We start from the raw sequence: 21,637 nt of genomic DNA, 5'->3' as shown, positions 1-21,637 counted from the left end.
GAGCAGTTGCCATAATCACTGGCAGAATCGATCTCAGCAGCCGTCTATTTCGAGAAATCAGTCGAGATACAGAAACTCATTCAGGTTGATGGCCACGAGGCAGAAACGTTCCAGAGCCAAGTCGGCACTGACCTGACCACGATCCCGCAGCGACTGAATCAAGCCGAAACCGCGCTCGACTTCCGCAGTCGTCGGTGGGCGATTGGTGGTCAGCGTTAACGCCTGTGCGACACATTGGCGCAGCGATTCATCATTTAATTCGTTGATCTGCAGATCTGCCCGCACTCTCTCGGCGAACTCCTTGGCCTGCTGGTTATAGAAGGCACTGTTGAGGCTCGTTAAGGCTTGTGTTGGCTGTGTCGTCGCAAACCGAATAGGGCATGTCCCATCAGGATCCGGGAAATCGAGGCTCGACAACGTGGGAACCAGCAGTGATCGCTTCACATGAATGTAAACACTTCGGCGATTCTGCTCCTCGGGTGAGGATTGCCCCCAGCCTTGACCCGGAACGGATTGCCCAGCCAGGACTTCTTTGGGCATGGCGGTGTAGACACTCGGGCCACCCACCGCCAGATTGAGTTCGCCACTGACCGCCAGCAGTCCATCCCGGGTCTCTTCGGCCGTCAGCCTGCGCATCTCAAAGTGCGAATAAAGATCGTTCTGAGGATCGGCATTGAGCTGGGCCGCCGTGGGCCGGGATGACATCTGCCAGGCATACGAATTGAGAATCAGCCGATGTAGCGGCTTAATCCGAAAGCCACCTTCAATAAACCGCGTGGTCAACCTGTCAAGAAGTTCGGGATGAGTCGGAAGATCCCCCTTCAGTCCAAAATTACTGGAAGACTTCACCAGTCCACGACCAAAGTGCATTTGCCAGATGCGATTCACCATGACCCGGGCTGTCAGCGGATTTTCTTTCGAGGCAATCCAGTTCGCCAGCACCAGTCGCCGACCTGCCGTCTTTTGACCGGGAGTCAGAGTTGGCAGTTGTGGCGCATCGTCAGTCAGCACAGAAAGAAACCGCGGTTCGACCGGTTCACCGGGAGTCGCGGGGTTACCGCGAATCAACAAGGGCGTCACTCGCGGTGGCATCTGACAGTTATTCACGGAGAGCACCATTTCGCGCGGTGGTAAAGCCCGCTTACGAAGCTCTTCCAGCTGATTTTTTAAGCCCTGATAATGATCAAATTCTTCTTTTGATAGAAAATCCTTCAGCTTTTCACGCAGGACCTTTTTTCGCTCGGCACCTTCGGTCTTGCGCTGGTCTTCACCTTTCATCTTCAGAATCGCACCCTGCTCGATCTGACGCATCTGCTCTTCCAGTTTCTGAACAGCGGCATCGCGCTCGGCATGCGCCTGAATGACTTCCGGGCTGCTGATATCGGTCTGGCTCCAGCGGGAATTCATCTGATCGCCACGTCCGGCATACGATTGCAGATCCGCCATGAATGCCAGAAACCCGTAGTAATCCTTCTGAGGCATCGGGTCGAGTTTGTGATCATGACAGCGGGCACAACCAATTGTCATTCCCAGCATGACCTGACCGGTTGTCGAGACAATGTCGTCCATCTCATCGTAGAACGCCTGCCTCTGGTCGGCGGGCTCATCATCCCAGGCATTGAGACGGTAATACCCCGTGGCAATGACCGAATCACGTGTCACCTGTGGAAGTTCATCCCCCGCCAGTTGCTCAATCAAAAACTGGTCATATGGTTTATCGCGATTGAAGGAGTTAATCACATAATCGCGATACTTCCAGGCGTTTGGTTTTGGGTTGTCGCGCTCGAAACTGTTGGTCTCGGCATAGCGCACCAGATCCAGCCAGAAGCGGCCCCATTTTTCACCATAATGTGGTGATTCGAGAAGATCGTCGATCACCTTCGAAATCGCTTCGGGTGAGGCATCCTGCACGAAGGCTTCCACCTGTGCTGGCGAAGGAGGTAAACCAATCACGTCGTAATAGAGCCGACGAATGAGCGTCCGCTTTTCAGCAGGCCCGACAGGTTCCAGACCAGCAGCTTCCATTTTGGCAAACAGGAAGCGGTCGATGTCGTTCTTTGCCAATCGATCCCATTGGCTCACGGGAGGCCGAGGATCTGTGACCGGCCGGAAGGCCCAGTGAGCTTTCGTCGTCTCATTAACCTGAGGTGGCCCTTCATGCACTGGCATCGCGACAGGGACAGCAGGTGGCGGCATCGGGGCACCCCGCTTGACCCATTCCGTAATCGAAGCAATCTGATCGGCGGGAAGCTTCCCGGATGGAGGCATTTCGTAGGTGCGATAATTGATGACATCAATCAGCATGCTTTCGTCAGGTTTATCGAGCAAGACACCTGGCCCACTTTCGCCCCCCTTCAAGAGATGTTCACGAGCCGCCAGCGAAAACCCACCACGAAACTTCGAGCCAGTTCCGTGACATTCGTTGCAGTTCTTGACGAAAATCGGTTCGATCTTCTCTCGATAAAACGCCAGATCTTCGGGACTGAAACCCGGCGATGAGTCACCAGGAGCTGGATCATCAGGAGCCTGCCGATTTTCTTCGGCAACGAGTGCCTTACCGGCAACCGCATGATCCCCGGAAACCAGTCCCTGTATGAGCCATGCAGCCGCTGACAAAATGCTCGCTGCGAGCAAAGACGTTCCCCATCGGGAAGATCTCTTCACTTGGCGTGGTAATCGAAAATCATCGCGATTTTTTACAAACAACATTCGTCACCTGTCGCGAAAGCGTTGTTGTTATTGCCCTACAGCAGCGAGGGACACCTCGAAATGGCGATGGGAGAACCTCGCTTTGTAGAGAGACTTCCCGCATCCATCTGTGTTCCACACAACATATCCATCACTGCAAATCTATTATGGAATGATTTACGACAGAGAAACAATGAGAATCGAAGTCTATTGTCTGAGTTTTATTTCGCATTGGGAAAAACACCCCGGCCCCCCACGTCTGCTCAACCAGCGGTGATTGCAGCAACCAATTGTTAACACAGTAGTTAAAACCAATGAATCACACCCGCATGAATCGATTTACAAGATTCTCAGGCTCATGGAATTCAAACAGAAAACCATCAAATCTTTGAGACAGGTTGCGGCTGGATCTGATATGTTCTCGGCTTCCACCTGATCGTTACTTCACCACCTTACCGGATGCATGTTGTGAAGCCCCGAAAGCGAGTTGCCCTGGTCATCGAAACGTCTCTCGCTTATGGGCGCGCCGTTTTGAGAGGGATTTCCAAATATCTCGTGGCGAACCAGCCATGGTCGATGTATCTCGATCTGCATGAATTGATGGCACAACCTCCCCGCTGGCTCGAAAACGCCGAGATCGACGGTGTCATCAGTCGATCCACCACACCAGAACTCGCTGCTTCACTTCTCAGGCGGCGAATTCCCACCATCGATATGACGGATTTCCGGCTGCACGATGGCTTGCCGCATGTCTATACCGACCATCGAGCGGTCGGGAAACTGGCTGCGGAACATCTGCAGGAGCGAGGTTTCCGCCAGTTTGCGTACTGCGGCTTTTCGGATCATGCCTGGTCATCCGAGCGTCGCGAAGGTTTTGCCAACGCCATCACTGGCCAGGGCGATCTTCATATATATGAATCACGCTGGCAGACTTCATCCAGCCAGACATGGGCGCAGCAGCAGCAAGAGATTCGTGGCTGGCTGGAGGCGCTTCCCAAGCCTATTGGAATCATGGCTGCCAACGATATGCGCGGGCATCATGTGCTTGATGCCTGCCGGCAACTGGAACTCGCCGTGCCGGAATCGGTCGCAGTGATTGGTGTCGATAATGACGAAGTTCTTTGCGAGTTGTGCGATCCTCCGCTTTCCAGTGTCGTGCCTAACCCGGAACGCATTGGATACGAGGCCGCTGCCATGCTGGATCGCATGATGGCAGGAGATTCCTGGCCGACGGAGACGCTTTACATTCCCCCCATGGGAATCGTGACCCGACAATCGACCGATGTGCTGGCGACGGACGATCCGATCGTTGCCAGCTCATTAAAAATCATTCGTGAAGGTGCCTGCCACCAGCTCACTGTCGATGAAATTCTCGCTCGCGTGAACACTTCACGCAGTGTTCTCGAACGTCGATTTCGCAAACATCTGGGGCGTTCACCGCAAGAAGAAATCCGTCAGGTTCAACTGAAGCGAGTGAAACAACTTCTCGAAGAAACCGAATTACCATTGAGCCGCATTGCCGAATTGAGCGGCTTCCAGCATGCCGAATACCTGAGTGTGGTGTTCAAACGGGAACTTGGTATGACGCCGGGAAGTTATCGCAAAAGTGCCAATCTGCGATAAGGACTTATCCTGAATTCAAACCCGCACCCTCGCAAAGTGTACAAATAAAAAACACCCGGTGGCTCGATGAGTACCGGGTGTCTTCGTTGAACGAGTCGACATGGCGTTTACGCGCCGAATTTTTCCAGTCGACCAGCATGTGCCATGGCCTGCAGCATGAGGTACTTGGCTTCAAATGTCCCCAGACCACCGCGGGCACACTGCGATTCGCCGAACTTGGTTGAACCATCGAAACGACAGGTGTCAGCCGAGAGGAGCACGGGCACAGGATGCCAGCTATGCGATTTCATCTTGCTCGGCGTGCTGTGATCTCCGGTCACGATGACAACTGTCGGATCGAGTTGCAGGATTTTGGGAATGCAGCTGTCGAGTTCTTCTGTTCGCTTCACCTTGGCAGCAAAGTTACCGTCTTCACCGGTTGAATCGGTGTACTTGAAGTGAATGAAGAAGAAATCGTAGTCATTCCAGGCGGCTTTAAGGCAGCTCATCTGGTCATCGAGAGTTTGCCCCGCATCGAGCACATCCATGGAAACCAGTCGGGCCAGACCTCGATACATCGGATAAACCGCAATGGCTGCTGGCTTCATGCCGTAGACTTCCTGAAAAGTCGGAATGGCTGGCAACGTATCAATGCCTCGCAGAGTCAAGAAATTGGCAGGAGCATCGTTTTTGAGTATTTCTTTGGCTTGACGCAGGAACTCATTGCAGATTTCGGCAGTCTTCTTGGAACAATCGCTCTTGGCAACAGCCTCCAGTGGAGCCTTCCCTGTCGCCTGAGGATCTGTATCGTGAACCTGGCCACCCAGCCCTTCACTGCGGAAGACAATCACCAGCCGGTACTCTTTCACCGGGCGGACAAATACTTCCACTCCCGGAATCTTGATCTGATTCAACTTCTCGCACAGAGCGGCGCCAATTTCACTGCCAATACGGCCTGCACGACGATCTGTGATAATCCCGGCCCCGTCGATCGTGCAGAAGTTACCGCGAATCGCGACATCTTTCGGCCCGAGTTCGAAATCGATCCCCAAAGCTTCGAGAACACCACGCCCAATCTGGTACTGTAGTGGATCGTAGCCAAAGAGTCCCAAATGCCCTGGCCCACTGCCAGGAGCAATGCCCGGCAAGACAGGGATGGTTTGCCCCAGGCAGCCACGACTTGCCAGAGCGTCGAGATTGGGAGTTAACGCTGATTCGAGTTCTGTCTTCCCTCCGGGAGTTAACGGAAGACCTCCCAGCCCATCGCCCACAAGCAGGACGATCTTGGAGTCGTTGGATTTCTGAAGCTGCCGAGTGAGCACATGTGGATCGGTCATGGTCGTTCAGTGAGTCTGGTGGACAGAAATATCGGAACGCGAAGATTTCTCGCACGAAGTGCATCTTCGGCCCGATCCGCCTTGACCGCAAGTGTCTACCCAAAACTTGATCCGTTCTGGCCTGAGGTTGTGACGAGGAATCCCGAATCGTTACCCTTCACGGGATCAGTGACTTCCGTGAAACATGTGCGATTCTGCATTTTGTTTTCCACCACTGATGACGCCTGGTTCAAACCGTGTTTCCTTCATCAAAAAGTCTTCCGTGATGTCATTGACTTCGAATCTGCCGGTGTCTCTCAATGTTCAACTGGGAAGATTGTCACTTAAGAACCCGATTCTTGTGGCCTCTGGAACATTCGGCTACGCCCGCGAAATGTCGGCATTTGTCGATTATGCTCAATTGGGAGGGATCATTCCCAAAACGGTCACTCGCGAGCCGCGCGCTGGAAATCCCCCACCGCGAACTGTCGAAACGACGGCAGGTCTTTTGAATTCGATTGGCCTCGATAACGACGGCATCGAAGTCTTTATCACCAAGCATCTCGAAGCTCTTTCGCTGCTGCCGACGGCGTTAATTGTCAACATTGCCGGGAAGAGTACCGACGACTTTGTTGTGATGGCTCGGCGACTCGATGAGTTCAATGCGATTCAGGCGCTGGAGCTGAATATCAGTTGCCCGAATGTCAGTGGCGGAGTCGATTACGGTACGAATCCGACGATGACAGCCGAAGTCGTGGCTGCGGTGCGGCAAGCGACATCCAAGCCGATTATTGCCAAGTTGACACCGAATGTAACGAGCGTCGTGGAGATTGCACGTGCGGCCGCAAGTGCCGGGGCCGATGCCCTTTCGCTCGTCAATACGTTTCAGGGTTTTGCCGTCGATTGGAAAACGGGCGAGCCACGGCTGGGGAATGGTCTGGGGGGACTCAGCGGCCCAGCGATCAAACCTCTGGCGTTAAGAATTGTCTGGCAGGTCGCGCAGGCGGTGGACTGCCCGATCATTGGCGTCGGCGGGATTCAATCACTCGATGATGTCCTCGAATTTCTGGTCTGCGGAGCGACTGCTGTGCAGGTGGGAACGGCGAACTTTTACAATCCATCGTTGTCGAGTCAGTTAACGAGCGGGTTGGAAAAAGTTTTGCAGGATCGAGGTTGTTCACGAGTTCAGGAACTCATCAAAACCGTCAAAGTTCCCAAGAATCAGCGGAAAACCTGCTAGGTATTTCCAAGGCTTACGAACTCATTCTGATATTGGGCAAACTGCTCACAAAATCATGATCACGAAGGGAAGCAGCATGCGGGTGCTATCAGGAATCCAGCCAACCGGGCGATTCCACTGGGGAAACTATTTCGGAGCGATCCGCCAGTATCTGGCCCTGCAGGGACACGAACAATCGTTCTACTTCATTGCTGATCTGCATGCGCTGACCACCATTCGCGATGCAGCGCTCCTCAAGCAGAATACACTGGATGCCGCTTTAGACCTGCTGGCATTAGGGCTCGATCCAGAAAAGGCCACTTTGTTTCGACAATCAGATGTGCCCGAAGTGACCGAACTGACCTGGCTGCTCATGACGGTCACTCAAATGAGCCTGCTCGAAAAATGCCATGCCTATAAAGACAAGGTCGCTCGGGGAATACCGGCTGATGCAGGACTGTTTACTTATCCCGTCCTGATGGCTGCTGATATTCTCGCCTACGACAGCGAAGTGGTGCCTGTCGGTGTGGATCAGGTGCAGCACATCGAAGTCACTCGGGATGTCGCCCAGAGATTCAACTCGTTCTATGGCGGGGAGTTTCTCAAGCTTCCCACAGCCCGCGTGCTGGACGATTCGGCCAAAGTCGTGGGAACTGATGGCGAAAAGATGTCCAAAAGTTACGGCAACACCATCGAACTCTTCGAATCGGCGAAGTCACTCAAAAAGAAAATCAATTCGATCAAGACAGATTCCACGCCAGTGGAATCTCCCAAGAATCCTGAAACCTGCCACCTCTTTACCTTGTATAAACTCTTTGCGACGACCGAACAGCAGGAGGTGCTGGCAGCACGCTATCGCGCTGGCGGGATGGGTTATGGCGAAGCGAAAAACACGCTCTTTGAAGCGGCGATGGAGCACTTTGGTGTCGCCCGCGCCCGCCGGGATGAATTAGCACTTCAGCCAGATCTTGTGGAAGAAATTCTTCAGGCAGGAGCGGCTAAAGCCCGTAAAAAGGCCAGAGAAGTCCTCAACCGCTGCAAGTCGGCCTGTGGCCTCGCTATCCAGGAAATTTGAACACCACGCTCAGAAAAGACTCATGACTTAAAACCAGGGGCAAATCCTCTTAACAGGAATCCTTTTTTTCGCGACACTGATTATTTGCGAGACGCCCTCATAACCATGAACCTCGCCTGAGAACTTCAGCGGCAAACTAAGGTGGGAGAAGTGCATTGATCTTGCAGGGCTGTCTCTGAAAAATTTTGATACGGAAAAATAGAAGCTCTGGACTGTTCATGAGAAGAGCTTTGTGAACGGAGTATCTTTCGATGTCGTCGTCGGTTCGGCACAAGACATATCTGCTTAAGAGTGATCAGCTCAAGCTGCTGCTGGCGGCCTGTACTTTCGCGACCACAACCTCCTTCAGCGGCTGTGGCTCAGTGGCCGAAAGTGGTCTGCCGACAGTTCAAGCCACTTCGGTCCAACTCGATAGCCAGACGGTCAGCACATCGAATCAGACCCCGAAAGATGAAAATCAGGCCGCTTCATCGACAATTGCGGAGTCGGCGCCGGCTCCTGCAAAAGAAAACGCATCTGGCAAGAGCACGAATCCAATAGAAGCGGTCGATCAGGCCAAATCAGAACTCTCCGGCAGTGCAGAACCAGTGAAATTTCTGGGCGAATGGACAGACCATTTTCATGGACGCAGGGTCATGAAATTCGCTGAAGATGGCACGGGGGTGATGATCCTCGAACTCGATACTGTTGGCGCACTGCTGTATGGCTCGAAACTTGAGTTCGATTTCCAGTGGTCAGTGACTGGCAATATTCTGGAAATGAAAATGAAGGGTGGTCGTCCCAAAGCGACGACTGAATCGTTGAGTAAATCGTGGGGTGCAGAACATCAGTATGAGATTCTGGAAGTCTCCCCTGAAGTCTTCTCGATTCGCAATCTCAAAGGCCAGACGGTTTGCCATCTTAAGCCATTTGTCAAAGTTGCTCAGACAGTCAAACCCTGAGGCAATGGCGTTTCGTTTTCTGTTGATCGAACCGGTCGTCCCACGCTTAGTAACAGGCCGACCGAAGTGGCGCTGATCACCAGGGCACTGAGCCACCACGCGACGGGCAATGTTTTCAGCTCGCGTGTATCAAAACCCCAGGCAATCAAGGCTTCGGCATACTGGCCAAAGATGAGTACTGTCCCGTTATTGAGGACATGGAGAAGAATTCCCGGCCAGAGCGAATTGGTTTTTTCCCGGACTGCACCCAGGAGTATGCCCAGGAGTGCCGTGGGTAAAAACCGTTCGAGTACAACTGCATCCCGTATGAGAATATGAAACAAGCCAAAGACCAGGCCGGTCAAAATGACGGTGGGCCAGGCGCCTAGCGATCGTCTCCAGGCGGAGAACAGCAATCCACGAAAGAAAATCTCTTCGCAAAATGCGGGAATAATCGCCAGTGCCAGCAACTTGATCGGCAGTGGGATGGCGCCAATCTGAATCTGAAGACTGCCAAAGAGTTTGACGAGTTCTTCCTTCCTGGCGTCTGACATCATCCCCGATTCTACCTGCAGCAGGACAATCCAGAGCGATAGACCTGCCAGAGAACTTAAGAGCAACGCCAGAAATCTGGGTCGCTGAAGTGCCAGTGTTCGTACAGGGGGCCACCTGTTCCAGAAGATCATCAGGCCAGGGACACCTGCGAATAATGCGATGGTCACCAGGCCATTGAGCAATAAACGAACCTCAAGTGTTAAAGAACTCAGGCTCCCAGCCAGTCCTCCGATGACGATGAAGAGTGGCGTCACGACCAATAAAGCCACCCAGCCGGCGACCGGTGGGAGAGAGGACTTGTGCAGGCCGGTGCTCTCCTGAGGGCGCTGAAAAAATTCTCGCCACGAAGTTTGCGAGACCCCCAGCAGTGCGTCTCCACCAAATGAACGGGCTGCGAGAGCGAGGCAGGCCCCTGTGGCAATTGCCGTCGTTCCGATCGTCAGTGCCAAAAGTGACCAGTCGATGGTGGCGGAGAAAACATCGCGGGTGGCGAGCACCAGGTTCAATACCGGGATACACGCCATGGTGGGAGACAACTGAAACTGTGGCAGCAGGCTCGCCACTCCGGGAGCCAGCGAAATGATCATCAGTGGAATCAGATACGCCTGAGCTTCTTTGAAACTGCGTGCATGGCTGGTGATTGCCAATAGTGCTGCCGAGAAGAAACTGGCGAAGAGGGCCAGCATCGCGGCCAGACGTAAGATCAAACCGATGGTGATCCCATCTTCTCCCAGCAACGTGGCCGAGAGCCCGGTGGAGCTGAGTGTCACAAACATCGCAAATAAGTTGACTGCTCCCGTGAGCATAGCCACAGCCACGACAGCAATGTACTTGGCAGTGAGGATCTCTAAACGTGGCAATGGAGCTGCCATCAATGTTTCCAGCGTTCCTCGTTCACGTTCACCGGCTGTCAGATCAATCGCTGGATAAACAGCCCCGGTAATCGTCATCAAGATGAGCATCAGCGGGATCAATGCTCCTATGGAAACCAGGGGGCCTCCCTGTGAAAGTTTCAGCACGAGATCTGTGGTGGCTGCGGGAAGACGGGCGGGAGGATGTTGTGCCGCCAACAGATCATCCACAAACTTCTGATTGACGATTTTGAAACGGGAAAGAAGCGTTGCGTGAGCATTCTGGCTGGCGGTGAACTGCGGTGCATAGACCAGTTCCCAGCGTCCTTTCTCTTCGCGACGAATGCCGACATCGGCATACCCTTCCTCCACGAGAAGTTTCACATCGAGTGTGGAGTTCTGGTCTTGTGGCAATACGACGCGGATATCTGGTCTCAGCTTCGCACGGATTGTTTCGCCGAATTCCTGTGTCCCCGATGTTGTCTGATGGGGCGCTGATTTTGTGCTCAGACCCTCGATACCGTTGAGCATCGGAGACCCCGGCAGAATCTGGTCACGTGGGGATGATGCATCGGCAGCGGTATCTTCAATCTCTGCAGGTTGCGATTCTTCCAGTTCATCCGCTTCTCGTAGAACGGCAGCTACTTGCTGAGAAAGCTCCAGATCTGTGGCGACCACTCGATAAACAGGCCGTTCGATCGCTGTGAGCCCGGAGACCATGAATTTCTGTAAGACACTTCCGACCAGCGGATATGTGATGAGTGGCATGACCAGCAGCGTGAGCAGAGTGCGACGATCTCGCAATGTCTCGCGAAGCTCTTTCTGGGCCAGCTTCCAGAGCCGGGCCAGTTGACGATAGAACGAGTAACTCTGCTGCCTGGTCGATGGTGCCATCAAAGAGTTTCTTTCGACAGGGCTGTGCATTTCGTGTGCTTGTTTGCGTGCTGGCGTATTTGCGTACTTAAACTGCTGCCGGAGAGTCAGAAGCTGGGGCAAGGAGCGTTTTCCCCAGATGTTTGACGAACATGTCGACCAGATGGGTACAACCTGTCTGTTCCTGCAACTGGGATAGAGTCCCCTCGAATCGAAGTGAGCCCTGGTCAATCAGGCCAAATCTGTCAGCGAACCTTTCTGCTTCATCGAGCCGGTGGGTTGAGAGGACAACGGCTTTTCCTTGAGATTTCAGCAGGCCGATATATTCGAAGATCACTTGAGTCCCGAGGATATCGAGGCCTCGTGTCGGTTCGTCGAGGAGCATCATGGGAGGATCATGCAGCAGAGCGCGAGCCAGATTGATCCGCTGCTTCTGCCCGGTTGAGAGATTGCCACAGGCTCGATCGAGGAATTTGGCAAAATCGAGCAATTGGCTTAATTCCAGGATGCGTTGGGAAATCTGCTCAGTACTCAGACTGTAGATATTTCCAAAGTATTCCAGCATCTCACGCGGGGTAAGCCACTGGTAAATGCCAGTGCTTGCCGAGACCAGTCCAATCCGGCGTTTCACCTCTTCCGGCTCTCGTGTCACGCGAAAGCCATCGACAGTCACTTCTCCGGAAGTGGGAGGCAATAACCCCATGATCATGCGTAACGTCGTGGTCTTGCCAGCACCATTGGCTCCCAGCAGGCCATAAACTTCACCCGCTTGAACTGTCAATGAGAGCTGATGCACAGCCCGTACACGGCTGGCTCCTTCTCCAAAATCTTTTGTCAGTAAACTCGCTTCGAGCATTTCACCGGCTTTCCGGTTGTAAGAAATTGATCACGAGAGGTGTGTGCCTCAGCCTGGTGCGGAACTTCCCGGCGAATCTTGTGATGATTGCAGAGAGCAATCATGAAGAAAGAGAATCAACTTTTGATCATCACTCAACCTCTTCGTTTTTGCAATCACACTGCATCAATGGGCATGGCTAGGGGATCCCTTTCTGACAGAATCTGACTGTCGCTGATCGACTTCAAATACCAAGTGCAAAATCGATCGGCATGCTTTCGAGAACTGTCGAAACTTGTGATAACCATGTTCTTCTGCTGGCCAATTCCACTTCAGCATGCATGATTACGATCGATTTGAAACTTGTGTCGGAAAGAAATTGTTTTGTCTGAGCCAGCCAACCGGGATGCTGTCAAACTCCAGAACTCTTTGCCGGAGGGTTCAACACTGAAGGGGTTCTCGCAAGAAGACCCCGCACATGCAGGAGTGCGCTGGCTGCGAACTTCATCGGGCGTCATTGTCGAGCAGACTTTTGCCGAAGCCTTCCCGATGTCATTTGCCCGATTGATTGTGACAGCCGAAACGGAGCGATGGGTCGATATTGCGTCTGTGACATTTACCGGGTACGCGACGAGTGTGATCGGATGTGATCTTGAAGCGGGGATCGAAAGGAAGCTGACACCGGATGAAACGCCGGACGGCCGGCCCGGTGTGGCGTTACTGATGTTCAGTTTCAGTCGCGATCAACTCGCCAAAGCTGTGTTGAATCGAGTGGGACAATGTCTTTTAACATGTGCCACCACTGCGGTCTTTGATGGCTGGCCGCAAGGAGATCCTCAAAAGCGAATTCCCCTGGGGGATGGATTACGGTACTTCGGAGACGGGTATCAGATGTCCAAGATGCTTGGTGATCAGCGCTACTGGCGAATTCCCGTAATGGATGGAGAATTCGTGTGCGAGGATTCTATCGGGACTGGCAAAGGGGTCGCAGGTGGTAACCTGATCTTTGGTGGAACGACTCAAGCACAGACGTTGCTCGCCGCTGAAGAGGCCGTCGTGGCGGCTCGATCAATTCCGGGAGTGATTCTCCCTTTCCCCGGTGGAATTGTTCGCAGTGGAAGTAAAGTGGGGTCGAAATATGCAGGTCTCCGGGCCAGTACAAATGATCAATTCTGCCCGACAATCGGTGCCATCCACAAAGATCCGCTGCTCCCTGAGGGGACAGTTGCCGTCTATGAGATCGTGATTGACGGTGTCGATTTCGATGCGGTGGAACGTTCAATGAAAGCGGCGTTTCAATCGTTGCTCAGCGTCCGGGGATTAACAGTCATTTCGGCTGGTAATTATGGCGGGAAGCTGGGACCTCACCATTTTCCGATCTCTCGTCTAGGGATCGATGGATTACACTCGGCTTGAGATCCATGGTTCCCCCCCGAATATGCTCCTCCTGATGATTTGAACGATCTTCAATGTCGAACGACACCTTATCAAACTCGTTTTCAAGCGATCACGCTTGCAGAAGTTCACTCAAACATTACCGCGACTTTGTCTTCTGGATCCTGCTGATCGCGGGTGTCATTCAAGCCGCCGTCATCCTGCAGGCGCGTCCTCTACAAAGTGCGAATGACCGTTCGCGCTGGTGTGCAGTCTGGTCGATTGTTGAACGGGGGACTTTCCAGATCGATGAAATCCGCCGAGTTCCCGGTTGGGATACCATCGACATGGTCAAGATTGACGGTCACTTTTACAGCACCAAGCCACCGATGCTGGCCATGCTGGCAGCCGGCATCTACGCACCACTGCGATTGTTGGGCTGGGATCTGATTCAGCACACCCAATGGGTTTCCGGCATCACCTTATTGATCTTGAATCTGGTCCCTTATCTCGGGGGACTGTGGCTGATTTCACGAGTCCTGCCTGTGATTTCGAGTGGCCTGAGGACAGCCGGCGTCGTGCTGGTGGTTCTCACCTTTGGAACGATGGCCATCCCTTTTCTGGCCACATTGAACAATCATGTCCCTGCTTTCGCCATTTCTCTGATGGTGCTCTGGAGTCTGACAGGCTGGCTGGTCTCAGTGTTGCCAGTGGTGAATGACGCCTCCGAGGTGGAGTCAGAAATCAAGCATGCTCTTCGCCAGAGATCACCAAAGCTGTGGGCCAGTGTGACAGGTCTGTTGGCGGGTCTCCTGTTCTGTTTCGAACTGCCGGCTGCTGTGCTGCTGGTCGCCATTCCCTGTGTGCGAATCTGTTTTCACTCCCGGCGAGATGGACTGCTCCAGGAAGCTCTGGGATTTGGCTGTGGTGCGGCCCTTCCTCTGGGAGCATTTCTGTTGTGCAATTTTGTGGCCTCAGGAGAAGTCATTCCGCTGTATGCCTCGTATGGAACGGAACGATATCGCTTTGTGGAGGAGGGGATTCCCAGTTACTGGATGGAACCGCAAGGCGTTGATCTGAATCTCGATTCGTTCCCGGTCTATCTGTTTCATTGCCTGGCGGGTCACCACGGGCTGTTCTCTCAGATGCCATTTCTGCTGCTGGCCATCCCTGCCTGGATCATGATTCTGCCAAGTGTCTGGAGGGAGAAATTTCGCTGGCATCTGACGATCCAGGAACAGTTGGGGTTACTCAGTCTTGCCACCTGGGTGATCGTGCTGTCGTTTTATATGACACGCACGCAGAACTACAATTATGGTGGTGTCAGCGTCACACTGCGGTGGGCTTTGTGGCTGGTTCCCTTTGGAATCGTCTCGGCGGCCACGAGACTCACCGTCTGGTTCAGCAGCTGGCCTCGATATGCACTCATTGTCGGGCTGGCCTCGATATCGATCTTCTCGGCCTGGCTCCCCCTGGGGAATCCGTGGCAACAGCCCTGGATCTTCACAGCCATGGCACGCCAGGGCTGGCTGAACTATCAACAGGCTCCGCCTCCCTTCATGGCTGAGCTCTCGACCTGGTTTTCCAGCATTCCTGCAGAACCCGCCTCGGCTGTCTGGCAGGCAGTTTCCCCTACCGGTTTACGACAGACATTGAGGCTCGAAACCACAGGTGAAGTTCGTCAGCAGGGAGAAAATCGCTACACACGCGTCGATGTAGAAGAATCGACAGGGGACTGGAATGAAGTCCCTCAGATAGCGGTCATCTCGACAAAGACGCGAACTCTCTGGATTGATCGAGAGGGTTTAATGGCCGGAAAAAGCCCGGCGAACATTCTCAGATGGTTCGAGCCAGTCACCCTCGCACAGCAGCTGGATGATCTCAATTTTCTGCGTGGACTGCCACTACTGAGACCTTATGCGCCCGGGCCGATTCGTTATCTGAAGACGCCACTCAGGCGAGATGCCTTCCGGACGCAACGTGCTGCGAGCGAGGTCACTTTTCCACAGGAATCGAACGCGAAATCAACTCAACCTGTGCTGAGATATCGCAGGGACTTGTGGCTGTCGGATGAAGTTCCTTTTGGAACAATTCAGTGGGAGCAGACCTTACGGGATGCTCAGAGTGGCCAGCTTGTGGCGACGCAAACCTGGCAAATGATTCAAGCCAGCCCAGCCCCTGCTCCCAACAGCCCACTCTCAAGTTCCCAGCCGGCATCAAACAGAGGAGCCGGAAAGTGATATTTGCATCACTCTCCGGCGTTGGTGGCTGCTGTCAGTTATTGAGCATGAATTACTGTGGAGTATATGGAGTTTCGTCTTTTGCAGATGCTCCGAAGGTCTTTCTCAAATCATCGGCGGCAGCCTTAACAGTGGCATCCGGCCCCGTGAGTTTGAGAAAGAAGGTCCCTTTTTCGGGTGTGAGGAGCATCACGGAGAGGGAACGAGTCCCTGGAACAGCTTTCGTCTTACCCGCCATCGGAGGCCCGACGGGCTGGTTGAATGTCCCGGTGATGTCACTGAGGTAATACTCACCTTGAGGAACTTTCCCGCGAGTGACCTTCACTTCCCGACCATCAGCAGCAAACTGAGCAGCCCAGCGGTTGAGGTTCGCATCGACAGCTCCACCAAATGAGCTGATCACGAGTTCGGCAGAAGCCTCAGGAGTCGCTCCTGGCACAACAAACTGAGCCAGTCGCATACTGTTGGCGGGTGGCTGAGAATTCCAGGCAGCAGGAACTTCTAATTCTAATCCCTTGATCGTGACCTTGTTGGTCTTAGGCTCATCGGCCGATGCTATTGTCGTCGAAACAGAGACAACACTCGCTACCAGCAGAAAACTGCACGCAAATCGCAGGACACCATTCAAACTCATCTCGCAGCTCCTCTCATCATGATTGACCGGCACTTAACAAGCACTCACATGCATTATGCACCGGACTTACTGAAGTCGTTCTTTCGTCATCAGACAACGTCTGATTCGAGGCGTCAAGCAGCGAGTTGGTGATCGCTGACTTCCTTGTCCGATCAGGCACTTTATAATGTAATCAACGGTCGAGCGATCTTTGAGGAGCCTTGTGGTGAGCAAGTTTGCTGTCGTACTCCCGGCTGCGGGGAAAAGCACACGATTTACTGGCAATAACCGCATGGCTTCAACAGCCAGTCGCAAAAAGGTATTTGCCGACCTTAAAGGCCGTCCTGTGTGGCTCAGAGCCGTCGAACATTTTGTCGAACGGCCAGATGTTATTCAGACGATCGTGGTGCTCTCGCCTGAAGACATCGAGTGGTTCAAAGAGAAATTCCGCTCTCATCTGGCATTACTGAATATTGAGTTATGCGAAGGTGGTGCTGAGAGATCGGATTCGGTGCAGGCAGCACTGCAGCGAGTGAAGCCAGAAGCCGAGTTTGTCGCGATTCACGATGCCGCCCGGCCGCTGATTAGCAAGCTCTGGATTGACGATGTTTTCGCCGCAGCGAAGCAATATGGCGCTGCAATCCTGGCCCAGAAAGTGACCAGCACCGTCAAACAGGTGAATGAAGAAGGACGGATTACGGCCACAATCCCGCGAAACCAACTCTGGCTGGCACAAACGCCTCAGGTCTTTCGGCGAAAGGATCTTCTTGCGGCAATCTCCGTTCGACGAACTGCACAACCGACCGACGAAGCTCAGATGCTCGAGGAGGCCGGGCAGAGCATTCATGTCGTCGAGTGCTCGGCTTGCAACCTGAAAATCACGACACCAGACGATTTACGCATGGCCCACGCACTGATCGACCAGCTTCCGAAAGAGAGAGTTCTGGATGAGCTCCTGGAGCCCAAGTCGGTGAACCTGCTCGATCTGTAACAGTGCTCGAGTGACTAAATGTTCGTGTCGATCAAGATCCAGGTGAAAGGGGTGAGTATTAAGCCGAGGTGTGCGGGTTATTTTCTGCCAGCCTCTGGCGAATATAGGCCGCACGAGCAATGTTCCGTTCAGCTGATTCCAGCTTCTGGTGCCTGAGCTTTTGTAAGTGTGCGGGCTGAGTCTGAATAAAGAGTTCATTGACTGTGGGAATCTCCACATCGTCAATCAGGCCGAGATTCACACCCATGCGCACACTGCTCAGCAGGTGCATGGTTTCTTCGGAACTGATGGTCTGCGCGTTCTGCAGAATGCCAAATGCTCGCGAGACCTGATCATGCAGCGCCTGTCGATTTTCTTTGACGAGTGCTGTCCGCACGCGGCGCTCGTAGCCAAGAATCTGGGCGACGACATCTTTGATCGATTTCATGATGTCGATTTCACTCTTGCCGAGTGTGACCTGGTTGGAGATCTGATAAAAATCCCCCATGGCCTGGCTTCCTTCGCCGTACAGGCCACGCACAGCCAGGCCAATCTTCTGCAAGGCCTGGAAGACTTTCTGAATTTCTTTGGTGGCGACCAGTGCTGGTAAGTGCAGCATCACACTCACGCGGATCCCTGTGCCCACATTTGTGGGGCAGGCGGTCAGGTAGCCAAACTGAGAGTCGAAAGCGTAAGCGACCTCCTGCTCCATGAGATCGTCGATTTCATTGATCTCCGCCCAGGCGGCATCCAGATCCATCCCGCTGCGGAGCACCTGCATCCGCAGATGATCTTCCTCATTGACCATCAAGCTGACATTTTCTTCGGAAGAGACACCAACGCCGCATTGTCCATGATCTTCGGCATGCTCGCGGCTGATGAGTTGACGTTCCACCAGAAACTGACGATCGAGAGGTTCCAGATCACTCGTTCTCAAGTAAGTGAGTGGACGGCGACCTTGCAGCTTTTCGATACGTTCCCGCAGGAAATCTTCGATCTGTGCCCGGACAGTATCGGAAGCACGATTCACAAACGGAAACTCAGCGAGATTTCTGGCCAGGCGAATCCGGCTGGAAATCACGATGTCGGCCTCTGGCCCGGTGCCTCGCAACCATTCTCCGCTGCGTTGTGTGAGGACATCCAGATTCACAGGCCCACTCTCCCTCTCTCACAATTGTTTCAGACTCAGCAGATTGGATCAGTTTTGCGTCACGGTTACAAACCATCCGCCTGGTATCAGGGGTCTTCCGTTACGATCTGACGCTAGGTGGCAGGAGAGGAACTTCGCAGTTCGAGCTCTACCTGCCGGATCTGATCTCTAAGTCCTGCTGCTTTTTCGTAATTTTCTTCGTCGATGGCTTCCTTAAGCTGCAACTTGAGCCGAATGAGATCAAACTGCTGTCGGCTGGCATCGGGCTGCCTTTTGGGAACTTTACCCACATGCTGCACTTCGCTGTGAATATTCTCGATCAGTCGAGTCAGTTCCTCGCGAAAATGCGAGTAATCGTGTGCACACCCTAAGCGGCCCAGGCTGCGAAATTCTTTGAAGGTGATGCCGCAGTTCGGGCAGGGCGGCTGCTCCTGGGGAGCAGCTTCAGAGGTTTCGGAGTCGTCACTCTCATCGATCGAGAGAGACGATTCGACTTCGACAGATTCCGGCTCAGAATTTTGTGTCAGATACTCTTTTGCACAAGACTCGCAAAGGTGGTGTGCCTCAACGCTGCCGTCTTGAAGTTCGGTAATGTGGAGAACTGCAGGTTTTGAGCAATGCTCGCACTTTTTCATGCTCGACCTTTCTTCTCCAGGATCTGACTCAGGGTCTGCGGCCCCTTGATTTCAAGCAAATACTGCTAAATGCAGTCTCTCATTTCGCCACTCATTCAAAACGATCCACCCACTGTGCGGATGCAGTCAACTCAGGGAGGATGCAGCTCAACTCAGGAAACGTTCCAGCGAGTTCTCCAGCCATTCTCAGTTGATGTCCCGATTAGCATGGAAGTACAGGAAATTTCTCTATGACCTGAATCGAACGTATGAAACCTTGATCAAAAATGACGTAAGTACCTTGCCAACAATCACTTCGTCTGACATCCAAGTAATCTGATTAAGAGAATTCTATCCCTCTCCAGGTGACTGTCAAGGTGGGAGCCCGCGGACTGTCAAGGCTCCAAGTCTTTACCAAATGGGGAGTTTCGTTCAGCACCCGTTTTATTCTCATCCGGCCATTCTCAACCTTCCATGCTCAGCCTCCCCGACTCAGCCGTCGCCAGGTGCTCACAGTCTTTCCTGCAGGAAGTCCTTTCTTCTATGACGGATGCTCCTCCCCCCATTTTGAGACCGAATTCAAAGTGCAAGCCACTTCCAAAGAACCTGATGTTCTGAGCGGCTGTCTCCGTTGAACCTTTTGTTGGCACACGACTCTTTGTAATGTGACGACTTTTTAATGAAATCAGCCACCTGCCAATTGTCTCTGCCTGTTATCACCCTGTGGCAATTGTTTCATCAACGGGTGCCACCTCAAGATTCCTACAACTGCATCACCGAAGGCATGTCATGTCGTCGAGTTCTTCGCCTCAAACCGATTTGGCTTTCCCTGGTTCCGGAACAGGACATGCAGTCCATTATCCGAATTGGGATCAGTTTCAAGATCTGGCCAACCAGGGATTAGAAAAAAATCGGACCACGGCAGAGCAGGCCAACGCTGAGGGAAAACCATTTGCCGTCATGGTGCCGGTGTATCGCCAGCTGTTCAGCGATACGCTCACGCCAGTGAGTGCCTATTCGCGAATTCGTTCCTCGACGTGTTCGTTTCTGTTTGAGAGTGTTGTGGGAGGGGAACAGGTCGGCCGCTACAGCTTTTCCGGTGCGAATCCATTTCTGACGATCAGTGCTTCCGGTGAGTCGGTCGTCATCGAGACAGATCCTTCACGGACAATGGAAGTACCGACAACGTATACGTCTCAAGATCCTCTGGGAGAATTGGAAGCACTTCTGGGACGCTACCCTGGTGTCCACCTCCCGGAACTCCCGCGCTTTATTGGCGGTGCCGTCGGGTATGCCGGTTATGACACCGTGAGATATGTCGAGCATCTGCCCAAGGCACCTTATGATGACCGGCAACTTCCGGATCTGGTCTTTTCGATTTATGATCTGATGGTGATCTTTGATCACATTCAGAAGACCGTGCTGGTCGTGGCTCATGTGCCCGTCTATGGCAAAGTGAGTCTGGCTGATTACGAAAGTGCCTGTGAAAGAATTGACCTGCTGGTCGAGAAGCTGTCGCAACCGGATCAACTCGCGATTGCCGACGTCAAGCCTCTGGGGCCGGTGAGCGAAGGGTACACCTCGAACTTCTCTCAGGCAGGGTTCGAGGAGATTGTCGAGAAGGCCAAAGAATACATTCGTTCGGGCGATATCTTCCAGGTGGTTCTGAGCCAGCGTCTGACGCGTCGCAGCAAAGCTTCACCTTTGGATATCTACCGAGCGCTGCGAGTGGTGAACCCCAGCCCGTTCATGTTTCTTTTAGAGACCGCCGATTCTCAACTGATTGGTGCTTCGCCAGAGATCATGGTGCGTGTCGAGGAGGGGGAGACAACCATTAGGCCACTGGCCGGTACTCGACGAAGAGGCCGCACGATTGAAGAAGACCGGGCCCTCGAAATTGAACTGCTCGCCGATGAGAAAGAACTGGCGGAGCATATCATGCTGGTCGATCTCGCTCGGAATGATGTGGGACGAGTGGCGGCTTTTGGCACGATTCGCCTTTCCGACATGATGCGAGTGGAACGCTACAGCCATGTGATGCACATCACTTCGAATGTTTCTGGTCAACTGGCGGAAGGGAAAACACCACTGGATGCCCTGAGATCGGGGTTGCCGGCAGGGACCGTATCTGGTGCACCCAAAGTGCGTGCCATGCAGATCATTGATGAGCTTGAGCCTCATCGCCGCGGGCCTTATGGAGGTGCGGTTGGCTATATTGACTTTTCAGGCAATCTCGACACGTGCATCGCACTGCGAACATTGGTTGTGAAAGATGGCGTGGTGTATCTGCAGGCCGGTGCCGGGATTGTCGCTGACAGTGTTCCTGCACTGGAATACGAAGAGACGCTCAATAAAGCCAAGGCTCTCTTGAGGGCGATTGAAGTGGCCGAGAAGCAACTGACTCAATAGCTCGATCAAAGGATCTGGAGCGCTCTGGCTTGTCGAGCCAACGGGTGTTGATTGCCCGAAGCGGCTCTTTTCCACACCTGAATCTCACCAGGATGTTCTTCTTCTCCCTGCGGCACCTCGGATGATCTAGGTAGAACTTGAGCCAGTTGCGGGAAGACCCACGTTGTGCATTATGTCTATCTGATAGACGTTTAATTCGCTGTTAATCCGTGGCATGTATGCTCAGGTTTCGGGCGATGAAACCGCTGTTATCAACTGATAATCATGAGAGCACGAACCATGATTGAGTTGTGCAACCTTATACTTGACAGGTACTTACAGATCGAATAGACG

Annotated in this window: 15 protein-coding genes; 8 read left to right on the top strand and 7 right to left on the bottom strand. The window is 53.3% G+C overall.

Annotated elements, in window-relative coordinates; genetic code table 11:
* Nucleotides 1-57: 57 nt before the first annotated feature.
* The gene (locus PLIM_RS04100) at nt 58-2,709 is read right to left on the bottom strand and encodes a PSD1 and planctomycete cytochrome C domain-containing protein (RefSeq protein WP_013109051.1); all 2,652 of its coding nucleotides are present in this window, start codon (nt 2,707-2,709) and stop codon (nt 58-60) included.
* Nucleotides 2,710-3,156: 447 nt separating this feature from the next.
* Between PLIM_RS04100 and PLIM_RS04095 the strand changes: the two genes are divergently transcribed.
* Nucleotides 3,157-4,311 carry a XylR family transcriptional regulator gene (locus tag PLIM_RS04095; protein ID WP_013109050.1) on the top strand — a complete coding sequence of 385 codons (1,155 nt, stop codon included), beginning with the start codon at nt 3,157-3,159 and terminating at the stop codon, nt 4,309-4,311.
* Nucleotides 4,312-4,418: 107 nt separating this feature from the next.
* Here PLIM_RS04095 and PLIM_RS04090 read toward each other — a convergent pair whose 3' ends face one another.
* On the bottom strand, nt 4,419-5,627 hold the full coding sequence (locus PLIM_RS04090; protein WP_013109049.1) for a 2,3-bisphosphoglycerate-independent phosphoglycerate mutase: 1,209 nt from the start codon (nt 5,625-5,627) through the stop codon (nt 4,419-4,421).
* A 265-nt stretch (nt 5,628-5,892) separates the two neighbouring features.
* On the opposite strand from PLIM_RS04090, the gene PLIM_RS04085 reads away from it, so the two are divergent.
* The 3 genes from PLIM_RS04085 to PLIM_RS04075 all read left to right on the top strand — a co-directional run bounded on the left by PLIM_RS04085 (nt 5,893) and on the right by PLIM_RS04075 (nt 8,841).
* Nucleotides 5,893-6,846 (top strand): dihydroorotate dehydrogenase, encoded by a 954-nt coding sequence (locus PLIM_RS04085; protein WP_041402889.1) that lies wholly within the window; start codon nt 5,893-5,895, stop codon nt 6,844-6,846.
* Between the two features lie 76 nt (nt 6,847-6,922).
* Entirely contained in the window at nt 6,923-7,900 is a 978-nt protein-coding gene (trpS, locus tag PLIM_RS04080; RefSeq protein ID WP_013109047.1) for a tryptophan--tRNA ligase, read from the top strand.
* A 251-nt stretch (nt 7,901-8,151) separates the two neighbouring features.
* Nucleotides 8,152-8,841 carry a hypothetical protein gene (locus tag PLIM_RS04075; RefSeq protein ID WP_013109046.1) on the top strand — a complete coding sequence of 230 codons (690 nt, stop codon included), beginning with the start codon at nt 8,152-8,154 and terminating at the stop codon, nt 8,839-8,841.
* Here PLIM_RS04075 and PLIM_RS04070 read toward each other — a convergent pair.
* Nucleotides 8,823-11,120: an ABC transporter permease subunit/CPBP intramembrane protease gene (locus tag PLIM_RS04070; RefSeq protein ID WP_052301484.1), complete on the bottom strand. Its 2,298-nt coding sequence runs from the start codon at nt 11,118-11,120 to the stop codon at nt 8,823-8,825. The two genes, PLIM_RS04075 and PLIM_RS04070, sit on opposite strands and share 19 nt — an antisense overlap.
* A 67-nt stretch (nt 11,121-11,187) precedes the next feature.
* Complete coding sequence (locus PLIM_RS04065; RefSeq protein ID WP_013109044.1) at nt 11,188-11,955, bottom strand: ABC transporter ATP-binding protein; 768 nt, start codon at nt 11,953-11,955, stop codon at nt 11,188-11,190.
* A 363-nt stretch (nt 11,956-12,318) separates the two neighbouring features.
* On the opposite strand from PLIM_RS04065, the gene fhcD reads away from it, so the two are divergent.
* Complete coding sequence (gene fhcD / locus PLIM_RS04060) at nt 12,319-13,350, top strand: formylmethanofuran--tetrahydromethanopterin N-formyltransferase (RefSeq protein ID WP_013109043.1); 1,032 nt, start codon at nt 12,319-12,321, stop codon at nt 13,348-13,350.
* Between the two features lie 53 nt (nt 13,351-13,403).
* A complete protein-coding gene (locus tag PLIM_RS04055) occupies nt 13,404-15,548 on the top strand; it encodes a hypothetical protein (protein ID WP_013109042.1) in 2,145 nt (714 codons plus the stop codon).
* A gap of 52 nt (nt 15,549-15,600) precedes the next feature.
* Here the strand turns inward: PLIM_RS04055 and PLIM_RS04050 are convergent, their stop codons facing one another.
* Nucleotides 15,601-16,182, bottom strand: a complete 582-nt coding sequence (locus PLIM_RS04050) for a hypothetical protein (RefSeq protein ID WP_013109041.1) — start codon at nt 16,180-16,182, stop codon at nt 15,601-15,603.
* Between the two features lie 205 nt (nt 16,183-16,387).
* Here PLIM_RS04050 and ispD point away from each other — a divergent pair, with 205 nt between their 5' ends.
* Nucleotides 16,388-17,152: a 2-C-methyl-D-erythritol 4-phosphate cytidylyltransferase gene (gene ispD / locus PLIM_RS04045; protein ID WP_013109040.1), complete on the top strand. Its 765-nt coding sequence runs from the start codon at nt 16,388-16,390 to the stop codon at nt 17,150-17,152.
* Between the two features lie 58 nt (nt 17,153-17,210).
* On the opposite strand, the gene PLIM_RS04040 is transcribed toward ispD, so the two are convergent.
* Nucleotides 17,211-18,281 carry a protein arginine kinase gene (locus PLIM_RS04040; protein WP_013109039.1) on the bottom strand — a complete coding sequence of 357 codons (1,071 nt, stop codon included), beginning with the start codon at nt 18,279-18,281 and terminating at the stop codon, nt 17,211-17,213.
* 113 nt (nt 18,282-18,394) lie between these two features.
* Nucleotides 18,395-18,916 carry a UvrB/UvrC motif-containing protein gene (locus PLIM_RS04035; protein ID WP_013109038.1) on the bottom strand — a complete coding sequence of 174 codons (522 nt, stop codon included), beginning with the start codon at nt 18,914-18,916 and terminating at the stop codon, nt 18,395-18,397.
* Between the two features lie 768 nt (nt 18,917-19,684).
* Here PLIM_RS04035 and trpE point away from each other — a divergent pair.
* Entirely contained in the window at nt 19,685-21,304 is a 1,620-nt protein-coding gene (gene trpE / locus PLIM_RS04025) for an anthranilate synthase component I (protein WP_013109037.1), read from the top strand.
* The last annotated feature ends 333 nt before the right edge of the window (nt 21,305-21,637 follow it).

The organism is Planctopirus limnophila DSM 3776 (assembly GCF_000092105.1).
Classification (GTDB): domain Bacteria; phylum Planctomycetota; class Planctomycetia; order Planctomycetales; family Planctomycetaceae; genus Planctopirus; species Planctopirus limnophila.
The sequence above is the reverse complement of the archived record's forward strand: the minus strand, read 5'-3'. Positions and strand labels throughout refer to the sequence as shown.